Below are 15734 nucleotides of genomic sequence, written 5' to 3' on the forward strand. Positions count from 1 at the left end.
TTTAATTAGCCTTAAAAATACTACCTTTTAATAAGTTGTATTCATCTTCGGTTATTGCACCATCTTTTTTTAATGCCGCAATGCGTTCCAGTTTTTCTAACGCTTCGGTCGAAACTTCGATTGTTTTTTTTTCGGTTTTCAACCCATCAATATTAGGTTCACCCTCGCCAGTGCATAACCATTGTGGATTAACTCCTGTATCAATAATACAAGTTAAAACAAGATAGTGCGGAAAGGAATTTCTATGGATTCTATTACCAATAATGCTGGCGGTAACATTCATTAAATCAGCAGCTTGTTTGAGCGTTTTTGCGTTATAAGCCATGACGATACGCTTAATAACATTTTGTATATTTCGGTCAAATCGCATTTTAATTAGCCTTAAAAATACTACCCGGTACCAGTATTGGTAATCGATTTAAGAATGCACTGGATATTCATTCACCGTCGCGTTTATTTGCTAAATTTGGTGATCATACTGTTGGCGCTTACACCGACGCCACAGGGCTAAACCGGGTTGTAAATTTAACATTGGTTGTAAACAGTTAACTACAGTGTGCTGAGATAGATTTTGAGCGTCAAGTTGACAAGAATTGGGGCTTATAGTGTAAGGCATAACCAGGATTCCGTAAATTAATTTCATGTTTTATTTGCACTTTTTTCATCCTGGTGCGCGAAAAATAACCTCCTGTACCACTAAGTTGTAAAAGTATATCGTCTGGATAAAATTTAACTACTTTTTTATTTAGTTTATTTGTAAAGAAAAGTAAAGATGAAGGGATTGGCTTTATTTTTAAGCTGGGTTTAGGGCTGTGTTTTTATACTGAAACATACCCCTCTCAGGAAACATCTTAACAAGCATAAAAATGCCAGCACGATGGCTGGCATTTTTAAAAAGCGGCTCGGGTTGCCCCTGCCGCTGCAACCGTCCTTTGGTTGCTTAAACTTTATTATTCCTTATTAAACACCCGTGACTTAAGGATTAAGGTCTAAGAACTAAGGACTAAGGATAGGCACAAACCCCGCCGAAGCTGTTGTAAGGGTAGTGGCTGTCAACGTAGCCGGTGCCCGAGTAGACAAAGAACTGGTACGAACCGCTGCTGTCGCTTGTCCAGTTGCCGTCAATGACGAAGCCAGCAGCGGTATAAACGCTCAGGCCGCCCCATTCGGTGAACAAACCCGCACCAATATTACGCTGGTAAGTATTACCTCTTGATGACGGCGTGGCGCCCACTGCTCCTTGGCACCAAGAGCCTGAACTAGTTCCAAAACACACCGCGTTAGTTAAGTCTTTGACCTGGGGTAGACGGTAACCGCCGCCTAAACTACGACACCAGGATGAGGTGTTAGCAAGATTATCTTTTTTATCTCCGCGGTTGACGAACCAACGCTTTAATACAAAGCCATATCTTACTACCTCGTTATTACTACTATCTTTACCGACTATCACGAATGTCTGTGGCAAGGTGGGTCTAGCGATACGACCCGGTGTGGCTGAACTTTGTTGCGATGCTGTTGCCAACGGACCGGTGAGGGTGACGCGGATGTTATTAGCATTATCGGGGGATGGCGTCATGGTGGCGGTTATACCTCCTTGGCTGACGGTTGGCCATGTCAATGCTGAACCATTAACACCACCTATGTCTAAATCAAAATACAGATTATTGGCTCCGGTAGTGGGGAAGTTACGACTGTAACTTGATGGTTCAGTGGATTGTACTAGGAAGCCTTTAGTTGGGTTCCAGATAGTGGCGGGGCCGGCGTAGATGCCGGTGCCACGGCCAAGATTTGGTCTGGCGTAACAGATTGTAGGCCCTGCTTTAGGACTAATATAATAGGTGGCAGTACCACCGCTGAAACTACTGCTATTAGGCAACCCATACTGGGTGGTTAAACTACCAGCTGTACTAGTTAATGCCACTTTATAAGGCGCTTTACATAAATTTAAGGTAGCACTACGACTCACGACTTGATTGTCTTTATCGGTAATACTCACCCTTAAATCACCCGTAGCGGTAACACCATTAGTACCCTGACCATCACCATCATCATCGCCCCAATAATTATACGGGGCACCAATTAAAGCGCTTAAGGCAATGGAATTGGTATTAGTAGGTATTGACATAGCAATATCAGCGAAACTCTGATTGACCTCGGGAAGTACTATAGGGTTACTTGCAGTTGAGGTATTGGTTGCCGGAGTGAAGCGAGTACCGTTGGAAAGTTTAATACCTAACAGACCATCCGTAGTAGTAACCCTAGTTACCCCATTATCAAAGGTTAAATATGGCTCAGTACCATGGATTACCTGGGCGGTAGTGGCTGACAACGCTTGGGTAGTAGTAGCATATGGCAATAACAGCAATGGCATTAAGGCTAAACCACGCTTTAAGTTAGAACCGAAACGCGGTTGGCGCTTAATTAGTGATAATGGCGGTAATTGCCGATTTAGCGGTAATAGTGTTAATGATTGTCGCTGCTGATTGGGGTGACCAAGTTGCCGATTATGCCGACGGCACGGGGCTAAATTGGGAACTAAATTATCACTTTGGTGAAATGAGTTAACTACAGTGCATTGAGATAGATTTTGGACGTAAAGCTGCCAGTGCTTGTGTCTTGTGTCTTGTGTCTTCCAGTATAAGGCATGATGAAGATTCCGTCAAGTAATTTTATGTTTTATTTACACTTTTTCCATTCGAGTGCACGAAAAATAACCTCCGCACCACTCATCGTTAAAAGTATATCGCCTTGATAAAATTTAACTACTATTTTGTTAAGTTTATTTGTAAAGAATAGTAAAGATGAAGGTATTGGCTTTATTTTTAAGCTGGATTTGGGGCTGATTTTTATACTGAAACGTATACCTCTCAGGAAACATCTTGACAAGGATAAAGGTAGTTTTTAATTGGATTTATCTTGGTGAGTTTGGTGCCAGTGGTCGGACTCGAACCGACACGCTTTTAAGGGCGGCGGATTTTGAATCCGCTGCGTCTACCAATTTCGCCACACTGGCATTTGAAGTGTAAATAAGTAAACGTTGGCATTATACTAAGCTATGAAATAACTGCAACAGATATTGTAATAAAGTGCTCTAGTTGCCTAAAAATTCAACTACCACCGGCGTTTCCAAGCGGGCAGTTTTTTAAGGATGATATAAGCGTTTTTTTTAGCTATGGCATAATCCACATCATGGTGGTTGGCATAATGTGTGGATAATTCTTGCCATTTTTCATCAAAAGTCTTCATTGAGCCATCTTTATGGGCACAATGTTTACAATAATTTTTGGACATATCATGTAACGGGTAATCACCAATAGTTGTCATTGGCATGCCACATGCAATGCACATTTTCATAGTTGTGTTCTCTTATAATATTAATAATAGCAATGGCTATTTCTATTAACTATTTTAATAACTACCTTAATTGACGGGCATTTCTTATACAGCAATTAAGGTAATAAGAAATGCTACTCCGAGTTAGGTGCAAATACAAGTAGTTAATAACTATAGATTAATTAACTAAATTTATTAATCAAAAATCAAAATTGCTTTGCTGTAAAGTCGCTGTAGAGGCTTGGTCACGTTGGTGCCCTAATAGATAACGTTGGCGATTGCGCCGTTGCTTGCATAGGCGCAATACTTGTTGTTTTTGGGCATCTGAATAAGTGAACCAATTGAATCGTTCCTCGCGCGAGCGCAAGCACTTAAGGCAATAACCTTGTTTATTGGTTTGGCAAACACCTTGGCAAGGGTTGGGAATAGCAAAAAATTCCAGCTGATCCATGCGATTACCCCTTAGTCTGTAGCCATTAATGGCTTAGTGTTTTTTTAGCCCTAACCCTTTACTTAAAACCTTGAAACAATCATCACAGTCGTGAGTTGCCACATGCAGTAATGTTTGCGTTGGCGCATGGATTAATTTGTTAGTGAGTTTATGCGAAAATTCGGCAAAAACTTCGTCAACATTGGCGCCTTGTTTAAGCGCATTTAGGGCTTTTAGTTCTAACTGTTGTTTAATGGTTTCGGCGTTACTACGATATTGTTTAACAAAGGCCACTGCATTGCGCGACTTGAGCCAATCAATAAACTGTTCGGCTTGTTCTTGGATGATGTATTGTGCTTGATTAGCGGCGATGGCGCGTTGTTCCAGATTATTAGCCACGGTTTGCTGCAAATCATCAATAGTATAGAGGTGTACGTTAGCTAAGGTAGCAATTTCGGTTTCAACGTCACGCGGGACAGCTAAATCAATAAATAACATTTCTTTATTATTGCGGGCTTGCATAGTCCGTTCCACTAAGCCTTTACCAATAATCGGCAGTGGACTGGCGGTAGAACTGATCACAATATCGACTTCGTTAAGACGGGTAGCAATATCGGGTAAGGAAATGATTTCCGCATCAATCAGTGTAGTCAATTTTAAGGCTTTTTCACGCGTGCGGTTAGCCACGATCACATGTTTAAAACCATGCGGTTTTAAGTAACGGGCAATCAGCTCAATAGTTTCCCCTGCCCCAACCAGCATCACCTGTAATTGTTTAGCGTCGTTAAACAGGTTGCGAGCCACTAGACAAGCGGCATAAGCTACCGAAGCGGTATTGGCACCGATATGAGTTTGCGTGCGCACCAGTTTGGCAACATGAAAGATAGTTTGAAACAGTTTGGCGAGTTCCGACGATAAACAATTATTTTGTTGCGCCATGCTATAGGCTTGTTTAACTTGCCCGAGGATTTGTGGCTCCCCAATGATCATAGAGTCAATACCACTGGCAACCGCCATAAGATGTTCAACGGCGGCTTGCCCTTGGTGCCAATACAGGCAATCTTGATAAGGTTGCAGATCCAGATGATGGAACTGGCCTAACCAATTAGTAACCGATTGTTTTAGCCGTATGTAATCGGTTGCATGTTGGTAACTAACATAGATTTCGGTACGGTTACAGGTTGACAAAATAACGCAACCATCCACCAAAGGATGTTGGGATAAACTATAGAGCGCCTTGGCGACCACTTCGTTAGGGAAAGCGAGTTTTTCCCTGATGGCGACTGGCGCGGTTTTGAAATTAACACCTAATACTGATATTGACATTGCATTGCTTCTTATTAAGAATTTTGTTTGACATGATGATTTATTAAGCGTTCAACTGCGATTATTATACATAAAAAATTAATATAAGGTTAATTTACAGTAACTTTTTCTATTCTGATAATTATCAGTTATAATGCCTGCATTCATTTGTTCTTGAACAACTTACGAGCCATTATATGTCTAAAATCAAATATATTTTATTAGTAACCTTGCCATTATTACTGGTTGCTTGTCAATCGGGTAAAATCAAAAATAACACTTCCGTTCAACAACAATGGCAAGCTCACCAACAAGATCTAAAGCAAGTCAATGCCTTTCAAGTTAATGGTAGTATTGCCTATTTTAGTGATAGTTCGCGTAGTTATGGTCGTTTTTTAATTATGCAACAAGCCGCTAATAATTATGAAATAAAAATAACTACTCCGGTAGGTACCAACATTTTAACCTTGAAAGCTAATAATAATTATGCGGAGATGATTGATAAAAATGGTAAAAGTTATGCCGAAAATAATGTTGAAGATTTAATGCGCAAAATCGCCAATATTAATATTCCGCTAGCTTCATTACATAATTGGTTAAAAGGATTTTCGGATGATGTTAATGCCGATAAATTGGATAATTCCGGCCGTTTAGTGGCGACTGAGTTTATGCAAAACAATAATAAATGGAATTTGAAAATTAGTAGTTATTTGACTCGCAGTTATAACAATAAAAGTATTGATTTGCCAGCGGTAATTGAATTAACTCATGGTGACCAACGCGTACGTTTGAAGATTGATAATTGGGTATTGCGTTAACAGGAATTAAACATGAAACCATGGTTAGCGCCGGCTAAATTGAATTTGTTTTTATACATTACCGGTCGTCGTGCCGATAATTATCATAATTTACAAACCCTGTTTCAATTCATTGATTATTGTGACCAGTTGACATTTAATCTTCGTCAAGATGGTCAAATCAATTTATTGACGGAGTTTACCAATATTCCTAGCTATAAAAATTTAATGGTGATAGCGGCACAAAAATTAAAAACCTTTGCCAATCGCCCCGATTTAGGGGTAGATATGGCGATTGATAAAAATATACCTATGGGTGGTGGCCTTGGTGGCGCGTCGTCCAATGCTGCCACGGTATTAGTGGCCCTTAATCAGCTGTGGCAACTTAACCTGACTACGCAACAATTAATGGATCTTGGCCGCAGCATTGGTGCTGATGTACCTATTTTTATTTATGGTCATTCGGCTTTTGCCCAAGGCATTGGCGATCAATTTCAAGCATTAACGCTGCCGCAACATTGGTATTTAGTCACCTGTCCGAATATCGAAATTTCAACCGCTACGGTGTTTAATGATCCACAACTTAACCGCAACTCAGCGGTGCGAACTGTGGATGAGTTAATGGCGTTACCATTTAGCGAGCATTACAATGATTGTGAGGCGGTGGTACGTAAACGTTATCCGCAAATTAATAACATCATTACTCAGCTTTCGCGACTGGCGCCAACGCGCTTAACCGGAACCGGAGCATGCGTATTTAGCCAATGTGAGTCGCAACAACAAGCTCAAGCCATGCAAGCCCAACTGGTGGCACAGTCGATACCGAGTATTATTGCCAAATCACTAAATAAATCGCCCCTGTACCCAAGTTAAGTTGCTAGTTGGTGTTGAGTTTACGGGCCTTAAGTTGGGCTTGGTAAACTCATAATTGATGATGACGATTGACAATTATAACCGCCGGCAATTACAGTAAAATCTAAGCAACTCATTTGATGGATTAATTAACGGATTCACCGGGTATAACAAATAGGTGCTGATCGTAATATTCGACACAATATAAACCTTCATAAGAATGGTAGCCTTGTTCTGCCAAGCCTGCTTTTAACCAATCTTCATCTTTGCCCAAACTTTCTAAAACATCGGCGATCGGTTTTTCATTTTCTAACACGATTACGGAAATATCTTTATCGCCCTTTTTAACCACGGTTAATTGACCGTTGGGTTCAAGGATAGCTTTGTCAACAGCATTGATGGTGAAGATATTTTTCATTCTAAGTAATACCGCAAAACTGGAAATGTCCATATTAATCGTCGCGAAAGCCGACAATTTTAATTTGCCGTTATCCATTAAGATGATCGGATTACCGACAATAAAGGCCTTAGCATTTTGGCTTTTTTGTTTTAAATAATTCGAGGTGTACATAATGATGGTCCACATAACGATTACCACTAAAAAATCCAACACGGTCAATTTAGGGTTATAAATTATGCCTCCAGCTATACCACCTAAAATCATATTACCGATAAAATCAATGCTCGACATTTGTGCCAGTGAGGTTTTACCAGTGATTTTCAAAAATAAGATAATACAAATAAATACTACCAATAATTTCAACGCAATCACCAAAAAATCGTAATAATTCATTTTAGTATTACTCCAACAATATTATTGATGTTTAATTAGTAAGAAAGGCAAAAATAGGCATTTGAAAATAGGCAGTAATCATACCTGTTTGTTATGAGTTTGTCTTGCTATAAAAAATGGCGGGGTTAACCGCCAATTAATCACTAATTTGTGACTTAATTTAAGTGAGTTTTAACGCCCCATTTTACCGCAAATTGCTCTTTATTTGAGGTAGGTAGCCAGTTATTAATGATATCGATTAATTTTTGGTTACCGGACTGAACCATGTAGGCTTTATAACTTTCAGTACCTTTAAATGGTTGAGTCGTTGCCAAACAGAGTACTTGTGGTTCTTTATATTGATAATATTGGCCTTCAATAAGATCGGTTACCATCATATCCGCGGTTTTATCCCGTAAGGCTTGAATGTTGTCGAAGTTATTTTTCACTCGGATTACTTGGGCATTGTGAATGTTATTATTAACAAAACTTTCATTAGTGCCACCCGGATTAACTACTACTTTGACATTAGGTTGGTTTATTTTGTCTAAAGAACTCAGGTTAGCAGCAACATTACATGCGGCCAAAGCTATTTTGCCGTTAGGTACCACTTGGTTTGACAATAAGAATTTGGCGGCACGATCTTTAGTATAAGTCACCCCACCCATGGCTACGTCATACTTATCATCGGCTAAATCCTGTGATAAAGTTGGCCAACTGGTAATGTAAAACATAGGGGTTAATTTAAGTTGTTTGGCTAAATCTTTGGCCATGTCCACATCGAAGCCTACTAACAAATCTTGTTTATCATAAAAAGCCAGTGGCGCATAATCCGCCGGCACGCCGATACGGAGTACCCCTGAATTGATAATTTCGTCATAGGTTCTTGCTTGCGCAAGTTGCGAGCCTAATAGTAATATTGCCAATAATGCTAGTTTTTTCATTGTTCCATTCCTTTTGCTAATCAATTATTACCTAAAAGTAAGTTACTTTATGTTAAGGTGATTTATTCAAGCGTCACTGCTTTAATTACTTAAAACAACTTATATTTAATTTGATATTGAGCTAATTAGCAATTTATTTTTGACTAAAACGAGTAAATAAAAAATAGATATCTAAGGTAAATTGGATATAACACTTGTTCATATTTTGTTTTATGGTTTAACAAAAATTCGATTAGTTTTTGCTAAATATCAATGAAACTATTGATAGTTTTTAAATATTACTTTTCTTAGTTTCAATACTATTTAATTTCATTATAATTTAACTTTCTTAATTGAAATAAAGATAAATAGATCGTGTAATTAATATTATCTCTGTATTTTTGTTTTTTTTTGAAAATTTCCGATATTTTTTGTTTTCTTGATATGGATCACAAATTTGTATATTTTTTTTTGATATTATTTCTATTATAAGGGGTTGATAAATATGTTTAGAGAGAAAAGACGCACTGAGATTTTGAATTATTTGCAGCAACATAATAGTGCCTCAGTAAATGAATTAGCTGAATTTTTCTCAGTTACCAAAGAAACAATTAGAGCCGATTTACGCTTTTTGTTTTCCAAAGGGCTAATTAACAAATACCATGGGGGTGCTTTTATTGTAAAAACACCAAATTAATATGTGGACTTTTAAATGGGAGGAAGTATGAAATTTCAATATATATTGGCTAGTCACGGTAGATTTGCCGAAGGAATAAAAGAATCTGTTGAGTTAATTTTAGGTAAACAAGATAATATCCAAACCATTTGTGCTTATGTTGGTCTAACCGATGAAATATCCACAACTATTGAGAACATGATTTCATCTTTCTCCCCTGATGATAATATAATTGTAATTAGCGATATAATGACTGGTAGTGTAAATCATGCATTTATGCACTTTATTAAAAGGGATAATATCCATCTTATTGCTGGCCTTAACTTACCCCTACTTATTGGATTAATTATTGGCGAAGAAGTTGTCACTAAGAAAAGTGAAGTTAAATCTTTTATCATCAATTCATTATCACAATCTAAAGATAATATTCGTTACTGTAATGCTATCTATTCCGATAATAAAAAAATTCCTTAACAATATCTAAAAGATAATCCTCAGATTAACATATTTAATTAGAAGTGAAATAGCTTATTTCATAGGGATATCTATGCCTAATATAAAAGGTTTAAATAATAGTCAACAGGTAAAACTTATTCAATTTTTTAATAAAAGGAACTTTTTGTATGAATAAAGAAATTTGGTTATTTGTTTGTGCTCACGGTCGATTAGGATTCGAATTGGTTAACACAGCGCAAATGATTGTCGGTGAATTGGAGAATGTTTATGCATTTAGCCTTGAATCAGGGATGGCTCCTGAAGAGTTTGGGAATCAAATAGAAACAAAATTAAAAGAAGCTCCAGGGGAAGTATTATGTCTAGTAGATTTATTCGGAGGAACTCCATGTAATCAATGTGTTATGCTCTCTCGTTATTATAATTTGCATATTATATCAGGAGTTAATTTACCTATGCTAATTGAATTATATAATAACAGAAATGAGTGTGAAATAGCTGATTTAATTACACGAGGTTTAGATGTTATAACCACCAGCTGTAAAGATGTTTTATTTGAAATAAACAATTAATAGAGGAATAACTATGTCAAAAATTAATTTAATTCGTGCTGACTTTAGATTAATTCATGGTCAAGTAGTAACAAAATGGCTTAAGGAGTCTAATGCTAACCGCATTATTATTATTAATGATGTTTTAGCAAAAGATGATTTTATGGGTGATGTATATAAAACGGCAGTACCTAATGGCATAAAAGTAGATATTTATACCATCGATGATGCAATTAAAAATTGGCAGTTAAATAAATTTGGTGACGATACAATTTTAATGTTATTTAAAGAAATTTCTGACGCCTATCAATTTCAAAAAAAAGGATTTTTTATTGAAACATTACAAATTGGAGGTTTAGGTGGTGGTCCTGGTAGAACTAAAACACCTTGCGGAGTTACGTTTGATGCAAAAGATGTAAAACTATTAAGCGAAATGGAAGCTCAAAATAGCCGAATTTATATTCAAGCAGTTCCTACGGATAATAAAATTCCTTTCAAAAAAGCTATTGAACACTGTAATTTTAACTGAGGAGAACGATAGTATGTTAGAGATGTTTTTAATTGCGCTTTTTTGTGCTATTTGGCAATTTTTCGCAAGCAATGATATTGGTTATACCATTTCGGATACTTTAGGACAACCTGTTCTTGTCGGTGGAATTTTAGGAATTTTGATGGGAGATATTCAAAAAGGTCTTTTGATTGGAGGATCTCTTCAATTACTTTACCTAGGTGTAATCTATCCTGGTGGAACAGTTCCTGCATGTGCATCAACGGCGGCACTCGTTGCAATTCCGGTTGCTTTACGTACTGGTCTTGATCCTAAAGCTGCAATTGTCCTAGCTGTACCATTTGGTATTTTGGGAGCTTTACTATGGAATTTAAAATACTCATTCAACTCATTTATTGTTGCTAAAGCTGACAAAGCGATCGCTGACAATAATTTTTCAAAAATTCCACTTTATGGTAAATATTATCCATTAGTATTAGCATTTATTATATTTTCGATTCCAATTTTTTTCTGTAATATTTTAGCCCCATCACTTGTCGCTCAGTTCATTGAAAACATTCCACAGTGGGCAATGCATGGTATTGAAGTATCTGGGGGATTACTGCCTGCTATAGGTTTTGCTATTGCTATCTATACACTAGGAAACAAGCTGACAATGCCATTCTTTATTATTGGTTATTTTTTAGTTATTTATCTTAAGTTACCTATTATGGCTGTTGCTATTTTTGGTACAGCAATTGCTTTCGTATACTTATATATGACTAATAATCAAAAAATAGGAGTTTAATATGTTACTCGATGATAAATTACTCAATAAAAACGATCTTAATAGATCCTACCGTAATTGGTTTTTTTTTGCTGAACCCTCTCATTCTTTTGACCGTGTTCAATCTTTATCTTTTTGTACAACAATACAGCCAGTACTACGTAAGCTATATCCAGACGATCAAGAGTATAAAGAAGCTTTGGAACGCCACATGCAATTCTTTAATACTGAAGGAATAATTGGTTCTGTTGTTGTTGGTATGACAATCAGTTTAGAAGAAGAAAAAGCTCAAAAAGGAGAATTACCTGGAGACGTTATTACTAGTTTGAAAACAGGATTGATGGGACCAATGGCTGGAATTGGAGATACTTTGAATTGGGGAACATTAAAACCAATTATTTTAGCCTTATCAACAACATTAGCGTTATCAGGTCATTTAATTGGTGCTTTTATGGCGTTGCTTTATCCCATATTAACGTATTTTATTGGAGCACGGATATTTAAACTTGGTTATTCCCTTGGCCGAGAAGCAATCGGGAAATTGCTCAAAAGTGGAGTAATGAATCGTATCATTGAGTCTTGTGGTTTAATGGGATTAATGGTCATGGGTGCATTATCAGCAACTTATGTTAAGTTACCTATAAGTTTAGAATTTAAACTTGAAAATACTGAACCTTTTGTTGTACAGAATATGTTAGATTCAATTATTCCAGGTTTAATGCCATTTCTTGCTATTTTTGGTATTTACTTTTATATGAAAAAGAAAGGGCATGGAACTTCACTACTTATTCTTTCTATTATTATTTTGTGTTTAGTTCTTTCATTTGTAGGAGTTTTATAAATGGACGCCATGGAAATAAAGAAACATTGTGATACATGTATCGATACTTTAAGTGATCAGCTTTGGGATATAGCAAAATATATTCATGCTAATCCTGAAGTAGCTTTCACTGAAGAAAAAGCTTGTCTGTGCCTTACAACTTTTTTAAATCAGCACGGATTTAACGTACAAAGTCCGGTTGGTGGTCTTAAAACAGCATTCAAAGCTTTTTATTCAAAAGGTAGTGGTCCTGTAATTGGTGTAATTTCAGAATATGATGCATTACCTGGATTGGGGCATGCTTGCGGACACAACCTTATTGCAGCAAGTGGCGTTGGAACTGTGGTTGCAGTTAAAAATGCATTGGATCAATCAGAACTAGAAGGCACTATTGTTTTAATTGGGACCCCTGCTGAAGAATCTGGTGGCGGTAAAATTCTTTTATTAAATCAAGGAATATTTGATGGTATAGATGCTGTATTTTTAATGCATCCTACTAGTGCTACAACTAGAATAGGTGGTGAATGTGTCAGCTTTACTGGATTACATATTTATTTTAAAGGTAAAAGTGCGCATGCCGAATCTCATCCAGAAAATGGCATTAATGCTCAAGATGCAGCGACATTATTTTATACAGCAATAGGTTTAATGCGTCAACAGTTAAAAGATAATATTCATATTTGTTGTGTTATGCATCATACAGCTAGTGATATTGGTCAAATTCCTGATTTAACTCATTTGGAAATTGAAATATCAACTAGAGTTGCTAGTGATATTGATGATGTTAAAGTTCGCATTACTAATATTGCTCATGGTATAGCGTTAGCTACGGGTTGTAATGTACAAATAGATGATATAATGGGTTACCTTGGACGCATACCTAATAAAGTTTTAGCTGATATTTGTAAGCAGGAATTATTAGTTTTAAATGAGCCAGTGATGGATGGAATACCATCAGATAATGGTGGAGAAGATCTTGGCAATATATCAAGAGTTATACCGTCATTAAATTTATTTACAACTATTTTACCTGAAAAAAAGATATCAGGTCATACAGATCAATTTAGAGAATTAGCAATTTCAGAAAATGGGCGTCATGCTTTAAACATAAGTTGTAAAGCGATGTCTAGAAGTATTGTTGAATTAATGCTATTTCCCCATTATATATCAGATGCAAAAGAGGAGCTTAATAAAAGATTATTAGATGCTTAGTTAAGTTGAATATATAACTTCCACTTATTATATTATCCTATTTTCTAAAAATTCTTAATAATATATTTTATTGTTTGTAGCAGAATGAGATTAATTAAAGTTATAAAAGCTTCTCATTCTGTTAATTTTGAAGTTAATTATGAAGTTCATATTAATTATTACCTAAAAGTAGCTTATTGAATTTTAGGGTGATTTATCCAAACTATGCTACTTTGATTACTTAAAACAACTTATATTTAATTTGATATTGAGCTAATTAGCAATTTATTTTTGACTAAAACGAGTAAATTAAAATAAATGTAAATACCTAAGGTAAATAGTTGTCAATTTTTCGGTTGGTACAGTTAGCATGGTTTGTTTAATATGCTATTACAATTTATGGTTAACAACTTCACCGGGTTTACATTTAATAAACCTTGATCTTATCACCGTGAAAATATTCTTATCATAAATAGGTAAACCAGTGCCTTATACTGTAATCAAGAGAAACTAATATTATGCAGCCAATTAAAAATATGCAGATAAATGATGCCAACAAAATTGAACGTTATTATCAAGCTTTGCTGGATAAAGATCCTAGTTATATTGGTATTTTTTATGTTGGCGTTAAAACTACCTCGATTTTTTGTATTGCTACTTGTCGAGCTAGAAAGCCTAAATTAGAAAATGTTGAATTTTTTACCACCTTTAAGGCTGCACTCGATGCAGGTTATCGTCCTTGTAAAATATGTAGACCAACCGAAAATACCAATGAAGCACCGAAAGAAGTGATAAAGGCCATAGCCATTATTAACCAAAATCCTAAAACTAAAATATCTGATAGTTATTTGCGAGAACAGCAAATCAATCCGGAAAATATTCGCCGCTGGTTTCAAAAACACTATGGCATTACCTTCCATGCCTACCAACGAATGTATCGCATAAATAACGCCTTTCAAGAATTGAAGATTGGTAAAAATATAATGGATACTGCTTTTGATAATGGCTATGCATCCTTAAGTGGCTTTGGCTATACTTATAAAAAACTCATGCAGTCAGCACCTTCCACTAGTGTTACTAAAGCAGTAATAGTGATTAATCGATTAACCACGCCATTAGGGCCTATGTTTATTGCTGCTACTGATCAAGGGATCTGTTTATTAGAATTTGTTGATCGCCGCATGTTAGAAACTGAATTTCAACAATTACAAAAATTACTTGATATGCAGATAATTTATGGCGAAAACCAGCATATTTTGCAAGCTAAGCAAGAAATTAATGAATATTTTCAGGGCGTAAGGCAAACTTTTCAAGTTAAATTACACACACCAGGAACCGATTTTCAACAATTGGTTTGGCAGGTTTTACAACAAATTCCTTTTGGTGAATTATCTACCTATAAGCAACAAGCACAAAAAATAAATAAGCCACTGGTAGTGCGTGCGGTTGCTAGTGCCAATGGTTTTAATCGAGTTGCAATTATAATACCTTGCCACCGTGTAATTGGCTCTAATGGCGAGTTAATGGGTTATGGTGGTGGGCTTGAACGTAAACGTTGGTTAATTGATCATGAACAACATTATGCAGTTAAAAAGTAATAGTAGTATCTTTGAATAAAATAAACCAATCCCCAAAACTTGGTTAGGATAAATTAGCTCCATAAGCATCGAAATTTAATAGCGATACCCTACTCCATGAATAGTTTTGATCAGCACCGGATTAAGTGGATCAATTTCAATTTGTTTACGTAATTTCGAAATGTGCTGATCAAGGGTGCGACTGTTGGGGGAATAATCATAACCCCACACATAATCGAATAACATGTCGCGAGTTACCACTTGGTTTTTATTTTGGTACAAACACTCTAAGATTTTGACTTCACGCAGTGATAATTCGATAACTTGGTCATTGCGTTTAGCACATAGTTCAATTGGGTAAACGGTTAGATCACCAAAATTAAAAAACTCATCCGCGCTTTTATTGGTTCCTTGGGATTTTAAATAACGTTTGGCTATAGCTTTAATGCGTGCCCGCAGTTCGTGCACACCAAAGGGTTTACTCATAAAATCATCGGCACCCAGTTCAAGCCCAACTACACGATCAATTTCTTCGTCTTTGGCCGATAAAAATAAGATCGGCACATCGTCATTTAATTTACGAATTTCGCGACAAACACTATAGCCATCGAGTTCCGGCATCATAATATCTAAGATTATAAAATCGGGTTGATGTTGCACAAATAGTTCGAGGGCTATGCGACCATTTTCAGCCTCAATAATGGCGTAGCCCTCTTGTTCTAGCAAAATTGCCATACCTTTACGAATATTTTGATCATCTTCGGCAATTAAAATTTTCAT

At 36.3% G+C, this 15734-nt stretch carries 19 protein-coding genes and 1 tRNA gene; 11 read left to right on the top strand and 9 right to left on the bottom strand.

All coding sequences use genetic code 11. The features are described from left to right. Position 1: 1 nt before the first annotated feature. Both A9G13_RS01905 and A9G13_RS01910 read right to left on the bottom strand, forming a co-directional pair. On the bottom strand, positions 2–370 hold the full coding sequence (locus A9G13_RS01905; protein WP_065555931.1) for a helix-turn-helix domain-containing protein: 369 nt from the start codon (positions 368–370) through the stop codon (positions 2–4). 633 nt (positions 371–1003) lie between these two features. Further along, the gene (locus tag A9G13_RS01910; protein ID WP_065555932.1) at positions 1004–2371 is read right to left on the bottom strand and encodes a hypothetical protein; all 1368 of its coding nucleotides are present in this window, start codon (positions 2369–2371) and stop codon (positions 1004–1006) included. 59 nt (positions 2372–2430) lie between these two features. On the opposite strand from A9G13_RS01910, the gene A9G13_RS11240 reads away from it, so the two are divergent. After that, on the top strand, positions 2431–2565 hold the full coding sequence (locus tag A9G13_RS11240; RefSeq protein WP_255307333.1) for a hypothetical protein: 135 nt from the start codon (positions 2431–2433) through the stop codon (positions 2563–2565). A gap of 361 nt (positions 2566–2926) precedes the next feature. Here the strand turns inward: A9G13_RS11240 and A9G13_RS01915 are convergent. The 4 genes from A9G13_RS01915 to hemA form a co-directional block, all read right to left on the bottom strand. Next, positions 2927–3013 (bottom strand) — tRNA-Leu (locus A9G13_RS01915). 98 nt (positions 3014–3111) lie between these two features. Then, positions 3112–3354, bottom strand: coding sequence for a zinc ribbon domain-containing protein (locus tag A9G13_RS01920; protein ID WP_065555933.1), 243 nt, complete (start codon positions 3352–3354; stop codon positions 3112–3114). Positions 3355–3532: 178 nt separating this feature from the next. Next, positions 3533–3784, bottom strand: a complete 252-nt coding sequence (locus tag A9G13_RS01925; protein WP_065555934.1) for a DUF1289 domain-containing protein — start codon at positions 3782–3784, stop codon at positions 3533–3535. 33 nt (positions 3785–3817) lie between these two features. Next, positions 3818–5089, bottom strand: coding sequence for a glutamyl-tRNA reductase (hemA, locus tag A9G13_RS01930; protein ID WP_065555935.1), 1272 nt, complete (start codon positions 5087–5089; stop codon positions 3818–3820). Between the two features lie 176 nt (positions 5090–5265). Here hemA and lolB point away from each other — a divergent pair, with 176 nt between their 5' ends. Together lolB and ispE are read left to right on the top strand one after the other, a co-directional pair. Then, positions 5266–5886 carry a lipoprotein insertase outer membrane protein LolB gene (lolB, locus tag A9G13_RS01935; protein WP_065555936.1) on the top strand — a complete coding sequence of 207 codons (621 nt, stop codon included), beginning with the start codon at positions 5266–5268 and terminating at the stop codon, positions 5884–5886. Positions 5887–5898: 12 nt separating this feature from the next. Continuing rightward, positions 5899–6738, top strand: a complete 840-nt coding sequence (ispE, locus tag A9G13_RS01940; RefSeq protein ID WP_065555937.1) for a 4-(cytidine 5'-diphospho)-2-C-methyl-D-erythritol kinase — start codon at positions 5899–5901, stop codon at positions 6736–6738. 124 nt (positions 6739–6862) lie between these two features. On the opposite strand, the gene A9G13_RS01945 is transcribed toward ispE, so the two are convergent. After that, the gene (locus tag A9G13_RS01945) at positions 6863–7510 is read right to left on the bottom strand and encodes a DUF421 domain-containing protein (protein ID WP_065555938.1); all 648 of its coding nucleotides are present in this window, start codon (positions 7508–7510) and stop codon (positions 6863–6865) included. A 155-nt stretch (positions 7511–7665) separates the two neighbouring features. Continuing rightward, positions 7666–8433 (bottom strand): transporter substrate-binding domain-containing protein, encoded by a 768-nt coding sequence (locus tag A9G13_RS01950; RefSeq protein ID WP_065555939.1) that lies wholly within the window; start codon positions 8431–8433, stop codon positions 7666–7668. 484 nt (positions 8434–8917) lie between these two features. Here A9G13_RS01950 and A9G13_RS01955 point away from each other — a divergent pair, with 484 nt between their 5' ends. The 8 genes from A9G13_RS01955 (at position 8918) to A9G13_RS01990 (ending at position 14975) form a co-directional block, all read left to right on the top strand. Next, positions 8918–9109, top strand: a complete 192-nt coding sequence (locus A9G13_RS01955) for a DeoR family transcriptional regulator (RefSeq protein WP_065555940.1) — start codon at positions 8918–8920, stop codon at positions 9107–9109. A 27-nt stretch (positions 9110–9136) separates the two neighbouring features. Beyond that, the gene (locus A9G13_RS01960) at positions 9137–9562 is read left to right on the top strand and encodes a PTS sugar transporter subunit IIA (protein WP_065555941.1); all 426 of its coding nucleotides are present in this window, start codon (positions 9137–9139) and stop codon (positions 9560–9562) included. A gap of 149 nt (positions 9563–9711) precedes the next feature. Then, the gene (locus A9G13_RS01965) at positions 9712–10113 is read left to right on the top strand and encodes a PTS sugar transporter subunit IIA (RefSeq protein WP_065555942.1); all 402 of its coding nucleotides are present in this window, start codon (positions 9712–9714) and stop codon (positions 10111–10113) included. A 13-nt stretch (positions 10114–10126) separates the two neighbouring features. Beyond that, positions 10127–10621 (top strand): PTS system mannose/fructose/N-acetylgalactosamine-transporter subunit IIB, encoded by a 495-nt coding sequence (locus A9G13_RS01970; RefSeq protein ID WP_065555943.1) that lies wholly within the window; start codon positions 10127–10129, stop codon positions 10619–10621. Positions 10622–10634: 13 nt separating this feature from the next. Next, positions 10635–11387, top strand: a complete 753-nt coding sequence (locus tag A9G13_RS01975) for a PTS mannose/fructose/sorbose/N-acetylgalactosamine transporter subunit IIC (RefSeq protein WP_065555944.1) — start codon at positions 10635–10637, stop codon at positions 11385–11387. Position 11388: 1 nt separating this feature from the next. Further along, positions 11389–12207, top strand: a complete 819-nt coding sequence (locus A9G13_RS01980; protein WP_065555945.1) for a PTS system mannose/fructose/sorbose family transporter subunit IID — start codon at positions 11389–11391, stop codon at positions 12205–12207. Next, positions 12208–13398, top strand: coding sequence for an amidohydrolase (locus A9G13_RS01985; protein WP_065555946.1), 1191 nt, complete (start codon positions 12208–12210; stop codon positions 13396–13398). Positions 13399–13913: 515 nt separating this feature from the next. After that, the gene (locus tag A9G13_RS01990; protein ID WP_065556362.1) at positions 13914–14975 is read left to right on the top strand and encodes a bifunctional transcriptional activator/DNA repair enzyme AdaA; all 1062 of its coding nucleotides are present in this window, start codon (positions 13914–13916) and stop codon (positions 14973–14975) included. 75 nt (positions 14976–15050) lie between these two features. Here A9G13_RS01990 and A9G13_RS01995 read toward each other — a convergent pair whose 3' ends face one another. Beyond that, on the bottom strand, positions 15051–15734 hold the full coding sequence (locus A9G13_RS01995; protein WP_065555947.1) for a response regulator transcription factor: 684 nt from the start codon (positions 15732–15734) through the stop codon (positions 15051–15053).

It is taken from the genome of Gilliamella sp. wkB178 (assembly GCF_001690705.1).
In the GTDB taxonomy this organism is placed as follows: Bacteria; Pseudomonadota; Gammaproteobacteria; order Enterobacterales; family Orbaceae; genus Gilliamella; species Gilliamella apicola_K.